This window comes from Lentzea flaviverrucosa, assembly GCF_003350445.1.
Taxonomy (GTDB): domain Bacteria; phylum Actinomycetota; class Actinomycetes; order Mycobacteriales; family Pseudonocardiaceae; genus Lentzea; species Lentzea californiensis.
This window is the reverse complement of the sequence record NZ_QQAU01000004.1, coordinates 142,812-162,659: the sequence shown is the minus strand read 5'-3', so window position 1 is coordinate 162,659 and position 19,848 is coordinate 142,812. Positions and strand designations below refer to the sequence as shown.

Genomic DNA, 19,848 nt, shown 5'->3' with positions numbered 1-19,848 from the left:
GAAGCAGTGTTGAGCCCCGGTTTCCACAGTGGAGACCGGGGCATCGCTTCGTTCTCGCACCAGGTGAGAATGAACGGTCGTTAATGCAATAGGGGAGGTCCAACCGTGGCGTCGACGGTGCCGTCAGTGCCAACCAAGCTCGTGGACGTCGAGGTGGCCACCACCGCGCGCCGCAACGTTCCGGCGGTCGTGCTCGTGTCCACGGGACCTGCGCTCGGACCGGGCGGCGACGGCATCGACGTCTCCGGCCTGACCGGCAAGGCCGGCGAGGCGGTGCGGCACGACGAGACCTGGACGCTCGGTGTCGGTACCGGCTCGCTCGCGGACCACCGCGCGGCAGGCGCCGGTCTCGTACGGGCCCTGAGCGGCGACGACGCGCCCAAGACCGCCGACGTCCTGCTGACCCCCGACTTCGACGCCGGCAAGGTGCGCGCGTTCGTGCTGGGCGCGGCGCTCGGCGGCTACCGCTTCAAGGTCACCGGCGAGGAAGCTCCGAAGCGCGTCGGCTCGTTGCGGCTGATCACGGCCGACGACGGGTTCGAGGAGGTGCTCACGTCGGCCGCGCTGAAGGCCCACGCGCTCGCCACCGCGACGGCTCTGACACGTGATCTCGCCAACACGCCGTCCAACGTCAAGGACCCGCGCTGGCTCACCACGACCGCCGCCAGGCTGGCGGACAGGGTCGACGGGCTCAGCGCCACCGTGCGCGACGAGAAGTGGCTGGCACAGCAGGGCTTCGGCGGCGTGCTGGCGGTCGGCGGCGGCTCTGCCCGCCCGCCGCGGTTCCTGGAGCTCACGTACGGCACCACCGGCCCGCACCTGGTGTTCGTCGGCAAGGGCATCACGTTCGACACGGGCGGCATCTCGGTGAAGCCCGCGGACGGCATGCACCTCATGCGCACCGACATGGCGGGCGGTGGCGCGGTGATCGGCGCGCTGCTGGCCGTGGCGCGCAGGCGGCTGCCGGTCAGGGTCACCGGGCTCGTGCCGTGCGCGGAGAACCACGTGAGCGGCTCGGCGTACCGGCCGGGCGACGTCGTGCGCCACTACGGCGGCGCGACCACCGAGGTGACGAACACCGACGCCGAGGGCCGCATGGTCCTGGCCGACGCGCTGGCGTACGCGGTGAAGAACCTGAAGCCCGACCTCCTGGTGGACGTGGCGACGCTGACCGGCGCGATGAAGGTCTCGCTCGGCCTGCGCACGGGTGGCGTGTTCAGCCCGTCCGCCGAACTCGCGGCCGAGGTCGTCGAGGCCGGTGCGAACGTCGGCGAGCAGTGGTGGCGGATGCCGCTGCTGGAGGAGCACGTGAGCGCGGTCGCGAGCGAGATCGCGGACTACAAGCAGTGCCCGCCCGGTCCCGGCGGCATCACGGCCGCGCTGTTCCTGCAGAAGTTCGCGGGCGACGTGCCGTGGGCGCACCTCGACATCGCGGGCCCGGCGCGCTCGGAGAAGGTCTACGACGAGGTCGTCGCGGGAGCCACCGGCTTCGGCGCGCGGACGCTCGTCGAGTTGGCTGAAAAATATTCGCGCTAGGGGCCGCCTCGGGCCTGGCTGTCGCGGACCAGGCTTCGATGCAGGCCCAGGTCCCTACGATCTGCCCATACGAGACGGCGACGTTCCACGGCATGATGTGAGCTCCTTCACACCGTCGTAGAGGAGCGCTCGTGTTACTCCGCCTGGCTCTCGCCGTCTCGTTGGTATTAGCGGCCATGACCCCCGCCACCGCGGCCACGCCCTGGTGGGAACCGGTGGCGCGGCCGGCGGTGGACTCGCAGATCAACGTGACGGGCGAGCCCTTCAAGGGCGTCGACGGGCAGGGCAGGGTGCGCGGGTTCGTCGACGCGCACAACCACCTCATGACCAACGAGGGCTTCGGCGGCAAGCTGATCTGCGGCAAGCCGTTCTCGGAGCAGGGCATCGCGGACGCGCTGAAGGACTGCCCCGAGCACCACCCGGCGGGTCTGGGCGCGATCTTCGAGGCGATCGTGACGGGCGACCTCGACGGCCACGACCCGGTGGGCTGGCCGACGTTCAAGGACTGGCCCTCCTCCACCACCGTCTCGCACCAGCAGAACTACTACGCCTGGCTGGAACGGGCGTGGCGCGGCGGCCAGCGCGTGCTGGTCCAGGACCTGACGAGCAACGCCACGCTGTGCGTCATCCACCCGTTCAAGGACAAGCCCTGCGACGAGATGCAGTCGGTCCGGTTGCAGGCCCAGCGCACCTACGAGCTGCAGGCGTTCGTCGACAGTCAGTTCGGTGGCGCGGGCAAGGGCTGGTTCCGCGTCGTCACGTCGGCCGAGCAGGCCCGTGACGTGATCACCCAGGGCAAGCTCGCGGTCGTCCTCGGCATCGAGACCTCCGAGATCTTCGGCTGCCGGACGTTCCTCGACATCCCGCTGTGCAACAGGGGCGACATCGACCGCGGCCTCGACGAGATGTACGCGCTCGGCGTGCGCAGCGCGTTCCTGTGCCACAAGTTCGACAACGCGCTGTGCGGCGTCCGGTTCGACTCGGGCACGCAGGGCGGCGTGATCAACGCGGGTCAGTTCCTGCGCACCGGCCAGTGGTGGCAGACCGAGCAGTGCAAGGGCCCGCAGCAGGACAACCCGATCGGCACCGTCGGCCCGAACGCGCTGATCCCGGCCTCGGCCGTCGCGCCCGCCTACGACCCGGCGAAGCGGTGCAACGTGCGCGGCCTGACGTCGCTGGGCGAGTACGCGGTGCAGGGCATGATGCGCCGGCACATGATGATCGAGATCGACCACATGAGCGTGAAGGCCGCCGGCCGCACGCTGGACCTGGCCGCCCAGGCGCGCTACCCCGGCATCATCTCCAGCCACAGCTGGATGGACGCCCAGTGGACCGAGGAGGTCTACGCGCTCGGCGGGTTCATCGCGGGCTACGAGAACAGCCCCGAGGGCTACGTCGCCCAGGCGGCCGCCGCGGAACCGTTGCGGCGCAAGTACGACGTGGGCATCGGGTTCGGCTCCGACTACAACGGCGTCGGGTCGCACCCGGCACCGCAGACCGGCGTGACCTACCCGTTCCGCACCTACTCGGACGGCCCGCTGGTCGACCGGCAGCGCACCGGTGAGCGCGTCTGGGACATCAACGTCGACGGCGGCGCGCACATCGGCCTGCTGCCGGACTGGGTCGAGAAGGTCCGCCAGCTCGGCGGTGACCAGCTGGTCCAGGACATGCTCGGTGGCGCCGAGTCCTACCTGCGGACGTGGTCGGGCACTCAGCGCTGGACGCCGTGAGTCCTGAGCGCGTGTTCGCGGAAGGCGCGGACGGCGGGCGGCAGCGGGTGGTCCTTCAGCCACGTCAGCCCGAAGATCCGGCCGGTGCGCGGGGTCAGCGGTAGCTCGCGCAGTCCGGGAGGCGGAGCGAACTCGGCGTGCGTCAGCAGTGCCACGCCGAGGCCCGCCGCCACCAGGCCGCGCACCGTCTCGATCTCCTGGCACTCGAAGACGTAGCGGGGCGTGAACCCGGCGGCCGCGCACATGTCGTCGGTGATCTGGCGCAGGCCGTAGCCGTGCTCCAGCGTGATCAGGTCCTCGCCCTCCAGGTCCCCGATCCGCACGGACCTCCTGGACTCCAGCCTGTGCCCCGCCGGCACCACGACGATCAGGGGCTGTTCGAACACGACCACCGACTCGAACTCGGGACCGACCGGAGGCGGGGCGACCAGCGCGAGGTCGATCTCGCCGCTGACGAGCTTGTCGATCACGGCCTGACGGGCGTTCTGGACCAGGCCGAACCGCACGTGCGGGTGCTCGGCGCGGTAGCCGCGGACCAGCTCCGGCACGATCGCGCGGCCGAGCATGTGCAGGAAGCCCAGCACGACCCGGCCCTTCTCCGGGTCGAGCTCCTCCTCCACCTCTCGCAGACCTGGTTCCAGCGCGGCCAGCGACCGGACAGCGGCCTCGGCCAGCAACCGGCCGGGGCGGGTCAGCCGGACGCGGCGACCGGTCTTCACGAGCAGTGGCGCGCCGAGCTGGTCACCGAGCTCGGCGATCCAGCGGCTGACGGTCGGCTGGGGGAGACCGAGGCGCTCTGCGACGCGAGTCACGTGCTCGTCTGCGGCAAGCGCTTTCAGCACCGCCAGCTTCGGTGCCAGCTCCGATTCGTCCACGGATCGATTTTGCCGTATTTCCGTATTGGACGTATGGCTTAGCGTCAATCGTGTGAACAGGTTGACCGCGGCCATCGCCGCTTCGGGGTTCGCGTGCTTCGCGCTGCTGTACACCCCGCAGCCGGTCATGCCGCAGATCGCCGCCGAGTACGGGCTGGGGCCGGGCAGCGCGTCGCTCGCCCTGTCCGCGGCGACGCTCGCGCTGGCCGTGGTGGTCGTGCCGATCGCGATGCTCTCCGAACGGGTCGGGCGTCGCCCGGTGATCGTGGTCAGCGTGCTGGTGGCGGCGTTGCTCGGGCTCGTGCTGCCGTTCGCGCCGAACTACGAGTTGTTCCTGGGCCTGCGGGTGTTGCAGGGCATCGCGGCGGCCGGGGTGCCCGCGGCGTCCATGGCCTACCTCGCGGACGCACTGGACAAGAAGAAGCTCGGCGCCGCGATGGGCGCGATGATCGCCGGGAACAGCCTGGGCGGCATGTCGGGGCGGCTCGTCACCGGTATGACCGTCGACTGGCTGGGGTGGCGCGGCTCGGTGCTGCTCGCCGGCGTGTTCGGGCTGGTCGCGGCCCTGATCGTGGTGTTCTTCCTGCCGAAGGCCCAGGCGATGCCGAAGCGCGCGCCCAGCGGCATGAAGGCGGCGTTGAAGGACCCGGTGCTGCTGTCGATGTACGCGGTCGCCGTGCTGCTCGTGGGGACGTTCATCTCGTTCTACAACGTCGCGGGCTTCCAGCTCTCCGGTCCGGCGTGGCTGGAGACGCTGGTCTTCCTCTTCTACGGCTTCGGCAGCACCGCGGCGGCGTTCGCGGGCAGGCTGGCCGACCGGTTCGGCCGCGGTCGCGTGCTGCTGCTGTGCATCGCGGTGCTCGCGGCCGGCGCCCTGGCGAGCCTGGTGTGGGTGCCGCTCGGCCTGGCGATCGTCACGGCCGGGTTCTTCGCCTCGCACACGACGGCGAGCGGCTGGGTCGCCGCACGCGCTCCCTCGCACGCCCGCGGTCAGGCCTCGGGGCTCTACCTCGCCGGGTTCTACGTGGGCAGCAGCATCGGCGGGACGTCCGGCGCCACCGCCTACGAGGAGTGGGGTTGGGGCGGACTCGTCCTGGTGCTGCTGGGCTGGCTGGCTCTCGCCGCGATGCTGGTGGTGTGTTCGCAATCCTCGCCGGTCAATTCCGCGCCCAGTGGGGCATCTCGCGGCACCGCCCCCACGCCCCCATATGCCCGATATGAGGGCGTGGGGGCGGCACCGCGAGCTACCCGCCTGGACACGAAATGGGCCGGCGAGGGTTAGCGAACACACCACCAGCTCAGAACTCCAGGGCGAGGGTGGCGCGCGAGTCGACCGGCGCGATGGTCGTCTTGCCGAGGCGCGGCAGGTCCAGCAGCCCGTCGACCATGCCGACCGAGACCGAGCGGGTGTCCGCAGGGACCTCGACGACGATCGCGAACGGCAGCGGTCCGCCGTCGTAGCGCGCGCCGACCTGCCGGGCGGCCGAGCCGTCGGGCAGCGTCACGGTGATCAGGTCCTTGGTCCACAGGCCGCCCGCGGTGTCGGGCAGGTCGCCGGTCGCCTCGATCCGCACCTCCAGCAACGCCTTGTCCGGCGCGGAGATCGTGGCCACGTCGTACTGGCTCTCGCCGAGCTTGACCGGGCGCTGGCGGCCGAGCCGCACGCCGGTGATCTTCAGGCCGAGCTCCCGGTCGTTGAACCGGATCTTCTGCGTCTGCTCCGTGAACTGGGCGGGGGCGGAGGCGCGCGTCAGCACCTGCGGCGGGGTGTCGGCACGCTTGCCGGACGGGACCTCGGCGCGCTGCTCCAGCGACTTGGCGCCGAGCGTGCCGAGCGTGATGTGCTCGGCGCCCTCCTGCGGGTCCGGCACGGTGTAGACGACGAAGACCGAGCCGGAGGCCGGCAGCCGGTCGGCCGGGAGGACCTGGCGCTTGCCGGGGACCTCCAGCGCGAGCTCGGACGGCTGCGGGGCGAACCCCTGCCAGTTGGTGCGGTGGAAACCGCTGTCCGTCTCGTTGAGCTTCTCGACCTTCATCCGCACCACGCGCAGCCGTGACCCGGTCTCGGCGCGCAGCGTGCCCTCCGAGGTGAACCAGATGTCCGGGTTCGCCCAGCCGGTCACGGCGGTGCCGAGCAGGTCGTCGCGCAGCTTGATGTCGGCGTCGCCCAGCCCGAGTTCGTGGTTCGAGCGCTTGCCGTCGTCGGGCAGCACGGCCAGGAAGTCGCGTCCGGCCGTCAGGTCCTGCTGCTTCGACGGGTCGAACTGCTTGCCGTCGGTGCGCACGAGCGTCCCGCTCGGCGTGCTGCGGTTGCCCTTCTCGGGCACCTGCGGCGACTGCACTTCGTAACGGACCTCGTCATCCGTCTTGGTGACTTCCTTGAGCGGCACGGGCACCCAGTCGGTGCTGGCGCCGGTGCCGGGGACCTGGACCGGTCCGCACCACAGCCGCTTGTCGACCTCGGACTCGAGGCCCGTCTTCGCGAACCAGCAGCTGACCGCGGCGGCACCGGCTCGTGCCACGTAGCCGTAGTCCAGCGTGTAGGCGAGCTGCGCCTCGGCGGTCGCCTGCAGCTCAGAGGCATCGGCGAGCTTCTTGCCGTCCATCGTGAGCTGGACCGCCGCCGGTTGCGCGGCGGGGGCTGTGGCACATCCAGTCACTGCGAGGAGGACCGTCAGACCCAGCACCGCACAACGCACAGTCCTCGCGCCCCTCACCAGTTGAAACCGAAACGTCACTACTGGTTAAAGGCGGCGCTCACTCTTCAGGGTTGCCCCGGTCGAGTGTGGCTCAAATCACACTGCGGTAGACCTCGACGGTTTGCTCCGCCATCGCGGACCACGAGAACTCCAGCTCAGCGCGGGTGCGCCCGGCGGCTCCGAAGCGCTTGGCGCGCTCGGGGTCTGTGATCAGTTCGTTGATCGATTCCGCGAGCTGGAGTCGATATGTCGACAAATCATGCTCGTCGTAGTGGACGAGGAGGCCCGTCTCGCCGTGCACGACGACCTCGGGGATGCCGCCCACGTCGCTCGCCACGACCGCGGTGCCGCACGCCATCGCCTCCAGGTTCACGATGCCCAGCGGTTCGTAGACCGACGGGCACACGAACACCGCCGCGTGGCTCAGGATCTGCCGCACCTCGGCCGGCTGCAGCATCTTCTGGATCCAGAACACGCCCGGCCGCGACTGCGAGAGCTCGCTGACCGCCTGCCGGATCTCCTCGGCGATCTCCGGAGTGTCCGGTGCACCCGCGCACAGCACGATCTGCGCGTCCGGGTCGATCTGGTGCGCGGCGGCCACGAGGTGGCTCAAACCTTTTTGCCTCGTGATCCTTCCCACGAAGGCCACGATCGGCTTCGTGGGATCGATTCCACGGGACGTGAGCGCGTCCGATTCGGTGACCGGGTGGTACGCGTTGCTGTCGATCCCGTTGCGCACGACGTGCACCCTCGCCGGGTCGAGAGCGGGGTAGGCGTCGAGCACGTCGGCCCTCATGCCCTCGCTCACGGCGATGACCGCGTCGGCGTGCTCGTACGCCGTCCGCTCCGCCCACGAGGAGATCCGGTACCCGCCGCCGAGCTGCTCTGCCTTCCACGGCCGGCGCGGTTCCAGCGAGTGCGCCGTCACCACGTGCGGGATGCCGTGCAGGAGTTTGCCCAGGTGACCGCCCATGTTGGCGTACCAGGTGTGCGAGTGGACCAGCGTGGCCGTGGAGATCGCCGAGGCCATCTCCAGGTCGACCGCGAGGGTCGTGAGAGCCGCGTTCGCCTGCTCCAGGCTGTGCGGTGGGTTGTGGGCCGTGGCGTCCGATCTCGGTGCACCGAAGCAGTGCACGTCGACCTCCACGAGTTCGCGGAGATGGGGCACGAGGAATCCCACGTGCACGCCAGCCCCGCCGTACACCTCTGGCGGATACTCCCGGGTCAAGAGCGCTACTCGCACGCACCCACCGTAGATCACGGCGGTACTTGTTGGGACAAACCGCTTTGCGTCTGGTTCGAGAACGATCGCACGGATAGGGTCACATACCGTGAAGGGGCAGCCGCACGTTCTCGGAATTGTGCTTGCCGGTGGTGAAGGCAAGCGCCTGTGGCCACTGACGGCGGACCGCGCGAAACCGGCTGTGCCCTTCGGGGGCAACTACCGGCTGGTCGACTTCGTGCTGTCGAACCTGGTCAACGCCGGGCTCGCGAAGCTCTGCGTGCTGACGCAGTACAAGTCGCACTCGCTGGACCGCCACATCTCGACCACGTGGCGCCTGTCCAATGTGCTCGGTCAGTACGTGACGCCGGTCCCGGCCCAGCAACGCCTGGGCCCCCGCTGGTACACGGGCTCGGCCGACGCGATCTTCCAGTCGCTGAACCTCGTCCACGACGAGAAGCCCGACCACGTGGTCATCTTCGGAGCCGACCACGTGTACCGGATGGACCCCGGCCAGATGATCTCGCAGCACGTCGAGTCGGGCGCGGCCGTGACCGTCGCCGGCATCCGCGTGCCGCGGAACGAGGCCAAGGCGTTCGGGTGCATCGACTCGGACGCGTCCGGCAAGATCACGCGCTTCCTGGAGAAGCCGTCCGAGCCGCCGCACGTGCCGGACGATCCCGAAGTGACCTTCGCGTCCATGGGCAACTACATCTTCACCACCGAGGCGCTGCTGGACGCGCTGCGCGGGGACGCGTTGAACCCGGACTCGGATCACGACATGGGTGGCGACATCATCCCCATGCTGGTGGACCGGGGTAAGGCGCACGTCTACGACTTCCAGGACAACCAGGTTCCCGGCGCCACCGACCGGGACCGCGGGTACTGGCGTGACGTCGGAACGATCGACGCCTACTACGACGCGCACATGGACCTGGTTTCGGTCCACCCGATCTTCAACCTGTACAACGAGCTCTGGCCTATTCGGACGGCCACGCCGCCGATGCCTCCGGCGAAGTTCATCGCGGGCGGGTCCGCTGAGGACTCGATGGTGGGGCCTGGGGCGATCATCTCCGGGAAGATCCACGGGTCTGTGATCTCGTCCGACGTGACTGTTGAGGTCGGGTCGGTTGTGCAGGGGTCTGTGTTGTTGCCCGGGGTTCGGATCGGTAAGGGTGCTGTGGTTCGGCGGGCTATTTTGGACAAGAACGTTGTTGTGCCTGACGGGGCTTTGATCGGGGTGGATGCTCCTATGGATCGGGAGCGGTACACCGTGTCCGCCTCTGGGATCACCGTGCTTGGGAAGGGTGTTCGGGCTTACTGAGCCGCGCCTTTGTGGGTGGTCGCCTTGCGGGCGGCCTGGTTGCGTTGCGTGCATTTCCTGGGGCTCTGCCCCAGACCCCGGCAATCTGATCGGGGGGTGGCGCCGCCTGTGGGTTGATGGCACGCCTGTTGCGTTGGGCGGCCGCCGGTTGCGTGGAGAGTGCGTTGTGGCGGTGGGGTCCCGTCACGAGCCACGCCAAGAGCGGGCCACATGCAGGTAGGGGTGTCAAGCGGACGAAAAGCGTGTCCGCTTGACACCCCTACCTGCATGCAGCAAGAGCTGTGGCGCGACTCGTGACGGGACCCCACCGCCAGGCCCGCTTGGTAAGGACGGCTCGCCTGCGGCTTCGCATGCGAGGGACGGCTCGCCTTCGGCTTCGCGTGCGGGTGGTGGCTCGCCTTCGGCTTCGCTTGCGATGGGCTGTCAAGGCCTGCGGGCTGCCACCAGCAATCCGTCGCCCAGCGGGAGGATCACCGGTACCAGGCGGTCGTCCTCCTTCACCAGGCGTGCGATGTCTCGCATTGCCTGGGTGGATTCGTCCTGTTTCGTGTGGTCCACGACCGCGCCGTGCCAGAGGACGTTGTCGAACGCGATCACGCCGCCTGGGCGCAGCATGCGCACGCCGTGTTGCAGGTACTGCGGGTACTCCGGTTTGTAGGCGTCCACGAAGACGAGGTCGTACGCCGCGTCGGTCAGGCGGGGGAGTACGTCCAGGGCCTTGCCCATGATCAGGCGGGTTCTGGACGGGGAGATGCCTGCTGCCGCGTAGGCCTCGCGGGCTGCCCGTTGGTGGTCCGAGGCCACGTCTATCGAGGTCAGGATGCCTGACTGTGGCATGCCCGCCAGGAGGTAGAGGCCGCTGGTGCCCGCTCCGGTGCCGATTTCCACCACCGCGCGGGCCTGGAGTGCGGTTGCGAGGAACCGCAGGGCGGCGCCTCCGCCCGCGCCGATGGGCACGCAGCCCAGTTCCTGGCCGCGTGCTCGTGCTGCCAGGTGCACGTCGTCCTCGGGGAGGTACTGCTCGACGTACTCCCGCAGGGCCGATTCCGGGGTCACGGGGTAGCAGGTTAGTGCTTCGAGTGCCCAAAACGGGTGAACGTGGCCCGAACCGAAATTCTCAGGGTGCTCTCAGCCCACTCTCACGATCGTTTAAAGGGAGCAGGAGAAGGTACAGAGGCAAGAAGCCAGGCTCTAGTCGGGAACAAGCCGGACCCGTCGCCCGTTGAGCCGCATAAGGGTCGCCGGGCGGCCCACATGGAGGTGCCGAAACACCTGATGCGCACGCAGTCGAGTTCTCCGGAGGCCGTCGCGCCCATCGAGACGGCCGACTGGACGCCGCCCTCGTGGGACGCGATCGTCCGTGAGCACGCGGACAGGGTCTACCGGCTCGCGTACCGCCTGACCGGCAACCAGCACGACGCCGAGGACCTGACGCAGGAGACGTTCATCCGCGTCTTCCGCTCGCTCGCGTCGTACAAGCCGGGCACCTTCGAGGGGTGGCTGCACCGCATCACCACCAACCTCTTCCTGGACATGGCACGCCGGCGTAGCCGCGTGCGCATGGAGGCGCTGCCCGAGGACAACGACCGCCTCGAGGGTGACGACCTGTCCCCTGAGGAAATCTACGACGAGAACCACCTCGACCCCGACCTGCAGGCCGCGCTGGACGAGCTCCCGCCGGAGTTCCGTGCCGCGGTCGTGCTCTGTGACGTGGAAGGCCTTTCCTACGAGGAGATCGGCGCCACTCTCGGGGTGAAGATGGGTACGGTGAGGAGCAGGATCCATCGGGGCCGCCAGGCTCTGAAGGTCGCGCTCGAACGCCGTCGTCAAGAATCGTTGCTGGAGGACTCTGCATGACCGACCTCCGAGGTTGGGGCCTGCCTGAGCAGCATCTCTTGCCGGATGCCGTGGTCGCGTTCGTGGACGGGGAACTGTCCTCGACCGCGCACGAACGCGCGTCCGCGCATGTTCAGCGCTGTGGCTTCTGCGCATTCGAGACCTTCACCCAGCAGCAGGCGCGCTCCGCCGTGCGCACCGCTTCGGCGCCCACGGCGTCGGCGTCGCTGCTGGACAGGCTCGGTGCGATCCCTCAGGAGGTCGAACTGCCGTCCGCTCCGGACGGGCTCGCCATCACCGAGGACGGTCAGTTCGTCGCTGTGCAGCGCACGGACAAGCCCGCGTTCGGTGCCGGGCCCGTGCTGGGTTCGTCCAGACCGCTGGGCAGCAACGGCTGGTTCAGCGGCCGTCGTGCCCGCCAGGGTGCCGGAGTCGTCGTCAGCGGCATGTTGCTGAGCGCGCTCGCGTTCACCACGCCGGAGAGCGACACGCCCGCTCCCGCGGTTCCAGTTCCTCAGAACGCCGGTGCGGTCTTCGCGACCACCCCCTGACAGTCATTTCACTGTTCGTGGGGCAGGCTGTGGTTCAGCACTCCTAGCGGAAAATTCGGGGAGAGATGAGCCAGCAGTCGCCCAACGGCCAGACGTCCACACCCGTTTCCGGAGTGGACGACGGAGCGCATCGCAGGCTCCGGCCACGCCCCCTGGTGCAGCCGCCGGTCGACCCCGCGTACGCCACCGCCTTCGGCCGCCCGGACGGTGTTCCCGGGGCGTTCGCCTCGCGCGACGTGCCCGTGTCCCAGCTCCAGTCCGCACCACCGCCTCCCGAGTCCCTCGTGACCGCGTTCGGCCGCCAGGGCTCGCAGGAGCTGTTGCAGCGGCCGCCGCAGCCCACGTCCGACCCGGATCCGGACATCGACCCGGTGTTCTGGGGCGACAAGCCCGCCGGTGACCCGTGGCGCGACCCCGCCTCCGGTGCCGTGATCGGCCCGCCCGCCGTCGGTGAGGACCCGCCGGGCGAACCCGAGCGCAAGCCGGGGCCCGGTCCCCAGCTGAGCGTTCCCGAACTCCTCTTCGGCCGTCGCGTGAAGCCGGCGGCCCTGGCGCTGCTGTTGACGGTCGCGCTCGTCCTCGGTGCCGTCGGTGGCCTCGTCGGCTGGCTGATCGGCCGGGCGGGCAACCCCCTGACCGACTCGACGGTCACCCTGGCCGAGATCTCGGAGGGCAAGGAACGCCCGGCCGGCTCGATCTCGGACATCGCCAAGCGCGTGACGCCCAGCGTCGTCTCGATCGAGTTCAAGGGCGCGAACGTCGCGGGCGTCGGCTCCGGCGTCGTCATCGACGCCGGCGGCTACATCCTGACCAACGACCACGTCGTCGCCCCGGCCGCCCAGGACTCCTCGGCCAAGCTCAGCGCCGTCTTCACCGACGGCACCCGCGCCCAGGCCCGCGTCGTCGGCCGCGACCCGAAGACCGACCTCGCCGTCATCAAGGTCGAGGTCACCAACCCCACCGTCCTGCAGTTCGGCAACTCCGACGAACTGCAGGTGGGCGACAGCGTCATCGCGATCGGCTCGCCGCTGCAGCTGTCCAACACCGTCACCGAGGGCATCGTCTCCGCGCTGCACCGCCCGGTCACGGCGGCGGGCGAGAACGGCGGCCCCCAGGTCACCTACGACGCGATCCAGACCGACGCGGCCATCAACCCGGGCAACTCGGGCGGCGCGCTGGTCGACTCCCGCGGCGCCCTGATCGGCATCAACTCGTCGATCCGCACCGAGACCGGCGGCTCCGTGGGCCTCGGCTTCGCGATCTCCGGCAACCAGGCCCGCAAGATCAGCCAGGACCTGATCCGCAGCGGCCAGGTCAAGCACGCGGACATGAACATCAACGTGAAGTCCGTGTCCGCCGAGACCTCCGAAGGCGCCCAGGTGCAGAACGTCCCCGCGGGAGGCGCCGCGGCAGCCGCCGGCATCCAGGAGGGCGACGTCATCACCAAGGTCGGCAACCGCATGGTCCGCAACGCCGCCGAACTGGTCGTAGCGGTCCGCGAGCACGCAATCGGCGAAACCGTGCAGGTAGTGCTGGCACGCCAGGGCCGTGAGCTCAAACTAGACGTGACACTGAAGAGCGACTGACAAGTAGGCTGGGACCCGTGTTCGACAGCATCGGATGGGTAGAGATCCTCATCATCGTCATCGCGGGTCTCTTCATCCTGGGCCCCGAACGCCTGCCCTCGGCCGCGGCCTGGCTGGGCAAGACGGTGAGGCAGGTCCGTGAGTACGCGACCGGCGCACGAGAACAGCTGAAGCAGGAGATGGGCCCGGAGTTCGAGTCACTCCGCAAGCCCCTCGAAGACCTGCGCGAACTGCGCAACTTCGACCCGAAGCGCGCGGTCACGAAGCACTTCTTCGACGACTCCGAGCCCACGACGAAGTCCAACGGCTACCCGACCCCGCCGACCCCGCCGGCAGCCGAACAGCGCCCACTCGCACCGGGCGAGCGCCCGCCGTACGACCCGGACGCGACCTGAGCCGAGCGACACCCGGCAACCTCCCGCTGCCGACCCGGCGAAGAGCGACGGTGAAGCCGCGCAGAGGGTGAAGCCGCGCAGAGGGTGAGGGCGAACGGGGGCGGAGGCCAAGCCAGTCCACCCCTTTGCCGCCTAACGCAAGGGCGGAGCCGAGGCGTTCCTCCGCACAAACAGGGCGACGGCGAAGCCGAGCCGCCGTGCCGCCAATCGCTATCGTCGCGCAGCGGCGATGACCGGCACGGGCCCGGTACTGCCTGAGCAACCACCCTCGCAAGGCGACCTGAGCGCATCGGTGACCGCCCCGCTGGAACAGGAACAGGAACGGGCCAACGCAAGCCGACCCGCGCGCTGATCCGCTCGCACGGCGGGCGACCACCCCGCTGGAACCGGCGCCGGCCAACGCAAGTCGACCCGCGCGCAGCCCACCGGCCCGCTCTCGCGCGCTGACCCGCTCGCACGGCAGGCGACCACCCCGCTGGAACCGGCGCCGGCCAACGCAAGCCGACGCGCGCCGTCAGCCGTAAAGCGCCAGCCGTCAGCGACCAGCAGGCGAAACGTTCAACAACCGCCCAGCCAGCCCACGCGACCGCACCGAAAGCTTCGTGGCGATCCCGGTCAGCACCTGAGCGGCGGCCGAGTCCGGCACCGCCTGCACGATCGGCGTCCCGGAGTCGCCGTTCTCCCGCAGCCGCGGGTCGAGCGGCACCTGGCCGAGCAGCGGCACGTCGGAGCCGATGGCCTTGGTCAGCGACTCGGCGACGGCCGCGCCGCCACCGGTTCCGAAGATCTCCATGCGCGAACCGTCGGGCATCTCGAGCCACGACATGTTCTCGATGACACCGGCCACCCGCTGGCGGGTCTGCAACGCGATCGAGCCGGCGCGCTCGGCCACCTCGGCGGCGGCCTGCTGCGGGGTGGTGACGACGAGGATCTCGGCGTTCGGCACTAGCTGGGCGACGGAGATCGCGATGTCGCCGGTGCCGGGCGGCAGGTCGATCAGCAGCACGTCCAGGTCGCCCCAGAACACGTCGGCGAGGAACTGCTGCAACGCGCGGTGCAGCATCGGGCCGCGCCACACGACCGGGGTGTTGCCCGGCGTGAACATGCCGATCGAGATGACCTTCACGCCGTGCGACTGCGGCGGCATGATCATCTTCTCGACCTGGGTGGGGCGGCCGTCGGCGCCGAGCATGCGCGGGATCGAGTGGCCGTAGATGTCCGCGTCGACGATGCCGACCGACAGGCCCCTGGCGGCCATCGAGACGGCGAGGTTCACGGTCACGGACGACTTGCCGACGCCGCCCTTGCCGGACGCGACGCAGTACACGCGCGTCAGCGAGCCCGGCTGGGCGAACGGGATGACCGGCTCCTCAGCGCCGCCGCGCAGCGTCTTGCGGAGCTCGGTGCGCTGGGCGTCGCTCATGACGTCCAGGTCGACGCGCACGGACGAGACACCGTCCAGTGCCGTGACGGCCGCGGTGACGTCCTTGGTGATCTTGTCGCGCATCGGGCAGCCCGCGACCGTCAGGAAGATGCCGACCACGACGACGCCGTCCGCGCCGACCTCGACGTCCTTGACCATGCCGATCTCGGTGATCGGGCGGCGGATCTCGGGGTCCTGCACACCGGCGAGCGCCTTGCGGACGTCCTCGGTGGTGGGGAGGGGCTGTGTGGTGGTCACCGATCCATGCTACGTCCGGTTCGTGCCGGTCCTACCGGCCGGTCACTTTCCAGTACAGGGCCAGGTCGTAGTGGAGAGGGCGCTGTCCGTAACATCGACGCCCGTGCCGGAATCGGGTAGTTCCCGGTTGCCCACCCGTGTCGAGCTCGGGGTGTGGCGATCGTTCCTCCGCGCGCATGCACGGATCACGAGGGTCCTCGAGGCCGAACTGATTGCTGAGCAGCGCCTATCGCTCGCGGCGTACGACGTGCTGGTTCAACTGGCCGAGACGCCTTCCATGCGCATGCGCATGACTGAACTGGCCGATGCCGTTCTGCTGTCCCGGTCTGGCGTGACCCGCCTGGTGGACCGTTTGGAACGTGCTGGGCTCGTCGGGCGGGAACGCGCCGACGGTGACGGACGCGGCATCGTGGCCGTGCTCACACCGCTGGGTGCCGAACGCCTCCGCAGTGCCTCCACCACCCACCTCGCCGGCGTCGCCGAGCACTTCGGGGAGAGCTTCGGCCCCGGTGAGCTCGAGGCGTTCGGCCGCACGTGCGACCGCCTCGCCGCGGACGACGTGTTCCCGTGACCGCATGATCACGGTGGTGGGACTCGTGCACGTCGAGGCTGGCCGCCTCCTCGTTGTGCGCTCACGCAACAAGAAGGCCTTCTACCTCCCCGGCGGCAAGATCGAGCCCGGCGAGTCCCTCGAAGAGGCCCTGCTCCGAGAGGTCTCCGAGGAGCTCGGCGTCGACGCCGCACGTCCCGAGGTCCTCAAGCGCTACGTCGCCCCGGCCTACGGCGAGGGTGAAGGCGCGATGGTCGACATGACCTGCTTCACGGCGCAGCTGAAAGGCACACCGCGCCCGGCCGGCGAGATCGCCGAACTGACGTACGTGACCCGTGACGAGTACCGGGCGCACGCCGAGACCGCTCCCGCGATCCACGAGGTCCTGGACGACCTGGTCGCGAGCAGCCGCGTCAGGCCGTGAGCCGGCGCGCTTCCGCCAGCACCTGCTGATCCACGTCGGCCGCGGTGAGGTCTTCGTACTCGAGGATGTCGTAGACGTCGTCCAGCCGGGCCAGCTCTTCCGCCTCGGACAGGTAGTGCCCGAACTCGCCGTGCACCCACCCGGCCAGGTCGCGCGGTGACATCTCGCCGGCGACAGTCCGCCGGGCCATCAGCCGCAGACCTTGTTCCTTGCCGCCGTCGGTGCGGTGTTCGTGGTGCTGGAGTCCGAGCTCCCGCATCGCGTCCCCGAGCAGCGGCGGCACCTCCTCCCCGGCGTGCTTCAAGGAGGCACCCGCCAGCATGCTGACCGCCGGGCCGTCGACGCCGGCGACAACCAGCTCACAGGCCGCGAGCACGACCTCGGTGTCCCTGGCCTCGTTCACGTGCCACAGCGCCACGACGTCGCGGAACTCCTCGACCGTCACGGCCGGACCTTCTTCAGGTTGTTCTGCTCCTTCACCAGCTTCTCCAGCTCACCCCGGATGAAGTCGCGCGTCGCCACCTCGCCGAGGGCCAGCCGCACCGCTGCCAGCTCACGCGCCAGGTACTCGGTGTCCGCCTTCGTCTGCGCGGCCCTCTTCCGGTCCTCCTCCAGCGACACCCGGTCCCGGTCGTCCTGCCGGTTCTGCGCGAGCAGGATCAGCGGCGCGGCGTAGGCGGCCTGCGTCGAGAACGCCAGGTTCAGCAGGATGAACGGGTACGGGTCCCACCGCAGGGACACGGCGACGAGGTTGAGCGTGATCCACGCGATCACCAGGAGCGTCTGCCAGAACAGGAACTTGCCGGTGCCGAGGAAGCGCGCGAGCCGTTCGGAGAGCTGGCCGAAGGTGTCCGGGTCGATCGAGAACCGGAAGCCGCGCGGTCCGCGCGGCTGGTCGAGTCTGCGCCGAGGTGGCAGGTCAGGCATGGCTCAGTCCCGTCTCGCGCCAGTTGTCCGGCAGCAGGTGGTCCAGCACGTCGTCCACGGTGACGGCGCCGAGCAGGTGCTCGGCCTCGTCCAGCACCGGGGCGCACACCAGGTTGTAGGTCGCGAAGTACCGCGTCACGTCGCTCAGCGAGGCGTTCGGCGACAGGTAGGTCAGGTCCGTGTCGAGCACGCCGGCGACGAGGTCGAACGGTGGTTCGCGCAGCAGCCGCTGGATGTGCACGCAACCCAGGTAGCGGCCGGTCGGTGTCGCGGAGGGGGCACGGCAGACGAAGACCATCGACGCCAACGCGGGCGTGAGGTCGGGATTTCGCACTCGTGCCAACGCTTCCGCGATCGTCGCGTCCGGCGTGAGGATGATCGGCTCCGGTGTCATCAGGCCACCGGCCGTGTCGAACGAGTACTCCAGCAGCCGCCGGACCGGTTCGGACTCCTCGGGTTCCATCAGTTCCAGCAGGCGGTCCTTGGTGCCCTCGGACAGCTCGCTGAGCAGGTCCGCCGCGTCGTCCGGGTTCATCGCCTCGAGGATGTCCGCGGCGCGTTCCTCGTCCAGGTGCGACAGGATGTCCTTCTGGTCCTCTTCGGACAGTTCCTCGATGACGTCCGCGAGCCGTTCGTCGTCGAGCGCGTCCGCGACCTCGTGGCGGCGCTTCGGCGGCAGTTCGTGCAGTGAATGGGCCACGTCCGCCGCGCGCATGCCCTCGAAGACCGCGACGAGTTGCTGTGCGCCCTGCGGCTGGCCCGCGATCTCGTTCACGCTCAGGCCGGTGACGTCCTCCCACTGCCACACCTGCACGGGACCCTTGAGGCTGAACCGGCCCGTGCGTTCCCGGCCGGCGACGCGGACCATGCGCCAGTCGCGGGTGCGGGTCAGCTCCATCGCGGCGTCCACGACCACCGCCGTGGCGCCGTCGTCGACCGTGATCCTGGCGTCGAGCAGCTCGCCGATCACCAGCACCTCGTTGACGCGCTGGTGGAACGGCCGCAGGTTCACCGACCCGGTCGCGAGCGTCACGGCGTTCGGCTCGATCGAGGTGAGCCGCAGCATCGGCACGAAGATCCGCCGGCGCGTCACCAGCTCGACGACCATGCCGAGCACGCGCGGCGGTTGCCGGTCGATGCGGAGGCTGATCACGACGTCACGGGCCTTGCCGATGGGTTCGCCGTCGGGGCCGAACACGGGAAGTCCGGCCAGCTGAGCGATGTAGATCCTGTTCACGGCCACCACAACACCAGGCTAGATCAGGTCCGGGCCGCCCACCGCGCAATGTCGGCGCAGATCACCGCCATGTCCGCCATGTCCTCCTCGAGGCACCAGATCCAGTTGGCGACGGCCCGGTGCAGCGTCCAGTCGCGTGCCTTCGCCACGTCCAGCTCACCCGCGTCGCACACCGCCAGGAACCGGTCGGTGAGGCCCCTGGAGCCGTCGAGCTCGTCGAACCTGTTCCACAGCAACGGGATCACGCAGTACTCGGGATCGCCCGACAACGGCTTCGGGTCGATCACCAGCCACGGTTCGCGGTCGCCGCGCAGCACGTTCTGGTAGTGCAGGTCCTCGTTGACGAGCATCGTGCCCATCGGCCTGGTGCCGGCCTCACGGGCCGCGCCGAGCAGGTCGCGAGGGATCGCCGGATGATCTCTCACCGCACCGGAGACCCGCCGGAACTCTTCCGGCGCCTGGATTCCGCGGTGGCGGCGCAGCAGGCCGCCGATCACGCCGATGGCCAGGTCGACCGGTTCGTCGTCGAGCGAGTGCTGGTCGAGGCGTTCCAGCAGCAACGCGCCGAGCTCGGCGTCGTGGTCGAGCAGCCGCACCGCCCCGTTGCCGTCGTAGAGCCGCAGCGCCAGCGGTTCGTGCTGGGTCTCGTCGTCCGTCCAGCTCAGTTTCAGCACCGCGGGGTGCCCGTCGGCCTGGCGCACCGGGAGCACGACCGCGCAGAAGCCGTGCATCAGCGCGCCGTCCGGGGTGAGGCGCCAGCGCGCGCACGCCTTGGTGGCGAGCGTCGGCAGCTTCGCGACCCATGCCGGAGCGCCGTCGCCGAGACCCTCGCCGAAGCCGTCCGGAACGGTGATCATGCGCCGAACTCCAGCCGGTACACGGCGTCCCACGACGGCTTGGTGTTGAGCCGGGCCGTCTTCAACGCCTGCGCGGTCTCGTCGTCGGGCTCGGTCAGGTGCGCGACGGCCTGGGCGTCGATGAGGTGCGAGTGCGTGCTGGGGGAGCGGACGGTGACCGTGACCTGCGCTCCGTCGGCCAGTCCCGGCACCGTCGGTTCGGTACCGCCGGAGATGACCCACAGGGAGTCGGCACGCCAGTGCGCGTGCACGAGGCGCGGTTCGTGACCGTGCGAGGTGATCCAGACGGCGGCCGCCTTGCGCAGCGCGGCGTCGAGTACTCGAGTGATCTCCACCGGTTCAGCCTGCCAGGCTGTGTTTGATGCCGCTGCTCCGCAGACGGCGACGAGTTCGCCGGGAAGTCGGTCGTCCGGTCTCC

Annotated in this window: 20 protein-coding genes; 10 read left to right on the top strand and 10 right to left on the bottom strand. The window is 69.7% G+C overall.

The genetic code is table 11. The annotated features are described in order from the left end of the window. Positions 1-126 precede the first annotated feature (126 nt). Both DFR72_RS14395 and DFR72_RS14390 read left to right on the top strand, forming a co-directional pair. Positions 127-1,536, top strand: coding sequence for a leucyl aminopeptidase family protein (locus tag DFR72_RS14395; RefSeq protein WP_245982937.1), 1,410 nt, complete (start codon positions 127-129; stop codon positions 1,534-1,536). Positions 1,537-1,712: 176 nt separating this feature from the next. Then, the gene (locus DFR72_RS14390; protein WP_090065659.1) at positions 1,713-3,266 is read left to right on the top strand and encodes an amidohydrolase family protein; all 1,554 of its coding nucleotides are present in this window, start codon (positions 1,713-1,715) and stop codon (positions 3,264-3,266) included. On the opposite strand, the gene DFR72_RS14385 is transcribed toward DFR72_RS14390, so the two are convergent. Further along, complete coding sequence (locus DFR72_RS14385) at positions 3,248-4,141, bottom strand: LysR family transcriptional regulator (RefSeq protein WP_245982935.1); 894 nt, start codon at positions 4,139-4,141, stop codon at positions 3,248-3,250. The genes DFR72_RS14390 and DFR72_RS14385 overlap by 19 nt on opposite strands. Before the next feature lie 52 nt (positions 4,142-4,193). Between DFR72_RS14385 and DFR72_RS14380 the strand changes: the two genes are divergently transcribed. Further along, complete coding sequence (locus DFR72_RS14380) at positions 4,194-5,423, top strand: MFS transporter (RefSeq protein ID WP_245982933.1); 1,230 nt, start codon at positions 4,194-4,196, stop codon at positions 5,421-5,423. Between the two features lie 16 nt (positions 5,424-5,439). On the opposite strand, the gene DFR72_RS14375 is transcribed toward DFR72_RS14380, so the two are convergent. Together DFR72_RS14375 and glgA are read right to left on the bottom strand one after the other, a co-directional pair. Beyond that, the gene (locus DFR72_RS14375; protein ID WP_143086708.1) at positions 5,440-6,801 is read right to left on the bottom strand and encodes a hypothetical protein; all 1,362 of its coding nucleotides are present in this window, start codon (positions 6,799-6,801) and stop codon (positions 5,440-5,442) included. Between the two features lie 130 nt (positions 6,802-6,931). After that, positions 6,932-8,083, bottom strand: a complete 1,152-nt coding sequence (gene glgA, locus DFR72_RS14370; protein ID WP_090065845.1) for a glycogen synthase — start codon at positions 8,081-8,083, stop codon at positions 6,932-6,934. 88 nt (positions 8,084-8,171) lie between these two features. On the opposite strand from glgA, the gene glgC reads away from it, so the two are divergent. Next, complete coding sequence (gene glgC / locus DFR72_RS14365) at positions 8,172-9,386, top strand: glucose-1-phosphate adenylyltransferase (protein WP_090065662.1); 1,215 nt, start codon at positions 8,172-8,174, stop codon at positions 9,384-9,386. Positions 9,387-9,809: 423 nt separating this feature from the next. Here the strand turns inward: glgC and DFR72_RS14360 are convergent, their stop codons facing one another. Beyond that, a complete protein-coding gene (locus DFR72_RS14360) occupies positions 9,810-10,442 on the bottom strand; it encodes an O-methyltransferase (RefSeq protein ID WP_090065663.1) in 633 nt (210 codons plus the stop codon). 219 nt (positions 10,443-10,661) lie between these two features. Here DFR72_RS14360 and sigE point away from each other — a divergent pair, with 219 nt between their 5' ends. From sigE to tatB, 4 genes are all read left to right on the top strand, one after another. Beyond that, positions 10,662-11,243: an RNA polymerase sigma factor SigE gene (gene sigE, locus DFR72_RS14355; protein WP_082374044.1), complete on the top strand. Its 582-nt coding sequence runs from the start codon at positions 10,662-10,664 to the stop codon at positions 11,241-11,243. Next, the gene (locus tag DFR72_RS14350; protein ID WP_245982931.1) at positions 11,240-11,773 is read left to right on the top strand and encodes a zf-HC2 domain-containing protein; all 534 of its coding nucleotides are present in this window, start codon (positions 11,240-11,242) and stop codon (positions 11,771-11,773) included. Before sigE ends, DFR72_RS14350 begins: the two co-directional genes overlap by 4 nt. A 65-nt stretch (positions 11,774-11,838) precedes the next feature. Further along, the gene (locus tag DFR72_RS14345) at positions 11,839-13,359 is read left to right on the top strand and encodes a trypsin-like peptidase domain-containing protein (RefSeq protein ID WP_090065664.1); all 1,521 of its coding nucleotides are present in this window, start codon (positions 11,839-11,841) and stop codon (positions 13,357-13,359) included. Between the two features lie 17 nt (positions 13,360-13,376). Further along, on the top strand, positions 13,377-13,754 hold the full coding sequence (gene tatB / locus DFR72_RS14340; protein ID WP_090065665.1) for a Sec-independent protein translocase protein TatB: 378 nt from the start codon (positions 13,377-13,379) through the stop codon (positions 13,752-13,754). 535 nt (positions 13,755-14,289) lie between these two features. On the opposite strand, the gene DFR72_RS14335 is transcribed toward tatB, so the two are convergent. After that, positions 14,290-15,435, bottom strand: a complete 1,146-nt coding sequence (locus DFR72_RS14335; protein WP_090065666.1) for an Mrp/NBP35 family ATP-binding protein — start codon at positions 15,433-15,435, stop codon at positions 14,290-14,292. 103 nt (positions 15,436-15,538) lie between these two features. Between DFR72_RS14335 and DFR72_RS14330 the strand changes: the two genes are divergently transcribed. Next, positions 15,539-16,006 (top strand): MarR family winged helix-turn-helix transcriptional regulator, encoded by a 468-nt coding sequence (locus DFR72_RS14330; protein ID WP_035913526.1) that lies wholly within the window; start codon positions 15,539-15,541, stop codon positions 16,004-16,006. A gap of 4 nt (positions 16,007-16,010) precedes the next feature. Then, on the top strand, positions 16,011-16,409 hold the full coding sequence (locus tag DFR72_RS14325; RefSeq protein WP_090065667.1) for an NUDIX hydrolase: 399 nt from the start codon (positions 16,011-16,013) through the stop codon (positions 16,407-16,409). On the opposite strand, the gene DFR72_RS14320 is transcribed toward DFR72_RS14325, so the two are convergent. The 5 genes from DFR72_RS14320 to DFR72_RS14300 are packed head-to-tail and all read right to left on the bottom strand — an operon-like array spanning position 16,399 to position 19,765. Continuing rightward, positions 16,399-16,854: a hypothetical protein gene (locus DFR72_RS14320; RefSeq protein WP_090065668.1), complete on the bottom strand. Its 456-nt coding sequence runs from the start codon at positions 16,852-16,854 to the stop codon at positions 16,399-16,401. The two genes, DFR72_RS14325 and DFR72_RS14320, sit on opposite strands and share 11 nt — an antisense overlap. Then, complete coding sequence (locus tag DFR72_RS14315; RefSeq protein ID WP_090065669.1) at positions 16,851-17,336, bottom strand: DUF1003 domain-containing protein; 486 nt, start codon at positions 17,334-17,336, stop codon at positions 16,851-16,853. Before DFR72_RS14315 ends, DFR72_RS14320 begins: the two co-directional genes overlap by 4 nt. Next, the gene (locus tag DFR72_RS14310) at positions 17,329-18,582 is read right to left on the bottom strand and encodes a magnesium transporter MgtE N-terminal domain-containing protein (RefSeq protein WP_090065670.1); all 1,254 of its coding nucleotides are present in this window, start codon (positions 18,580-18,582) and stop codon (positions 17,329-17,331) included. Before DFR72_RS14310 ends, DFR72_RS14315 begins: the two co-directional genes overlap by 8 nt. A gap of 14 nt (positions 18,583-18,596) precedes the next feature. Further along, positions 18,597-19,430, bottom strand: a complete 834-nt coding sequence (locus DFR72_RS14305) for an aminoglycoside phosphotransferase family protein (RefSeq protein WP_090065671.1) — start codon at positions 19,428-19,430, stop codon at positions 18,597-18,599. Next, on the bottom strand, positions 19,427-19,765 hold the full coding sequence (locus tag DFR72_RS14300) for a hypothetical protein (RefSeq protein ID WP_245982929.1): 339 nt from the start codon (positions 19,763-19,765) through the stop codon (positions 19,427-19,429). The genes DFR72_RS14305 and DFR72_RS14300 overlap by 4 nt, the downstream gene beginning before the upstream one ends. Between the last annotated feature and the right edge of the window lie 83 nt (positions 19,766-19,848).

Excerpts from the sequence above, each read along its gene's own strand:
- DFR72_RS14345 (WP_090065664.1), top strand. The coding sequence starts at position 11,839 with ATGAGCCAGCAGTCGCCCAACGGCCAGACGTCCACACCCGTTTCCGGA.
- DFR72_RS14390 (WP_090065659.1), top strand. The coding sequence starts at position 1,713 with ATGACCCCCGCCACCGCGGCCACGCCCTGGTGGGAACCGGTGGCGCGG.
- DFR72_RS14305 (WP_090065671.1), bottom strand. The coding sequence starts at position 19,430 with ATGATCACCGTTCCGGACGGCTTCGGCGAGGGTCTCGGCGACGGCGCT.
- sigE (WP_082374044.1), top strand. The coding sequence starts at position 10,662 with ATGCGCACGCAGTCGAGTTCTCCGGAGGCCGTCGCGCCCATCGAGACG.
- DFR72_RS14350 (WP_245982931.1), top strand. The coding sequence starts at position 11,240 with ATGACCGACCTCCGAGGTTGGGGCCTGCCTGAGCAGCATCTCTTGCCG.
- DFR72_RS14315 (WP_090065669.1), bottom strand. The coding sequence starts at position 17,336 with ATGCCTGACCTGCCACCTCGGCGCAGACTCGACCAGCCGCGCGGACCG.
- DFR72_RS14325 (WP_090065667.1), top strand. The coding sequence starts at position 16,011 with ATGATCACGGTGGTGGGACTCGTGCACGTCGAGGCTGGCCGCCTCCTC.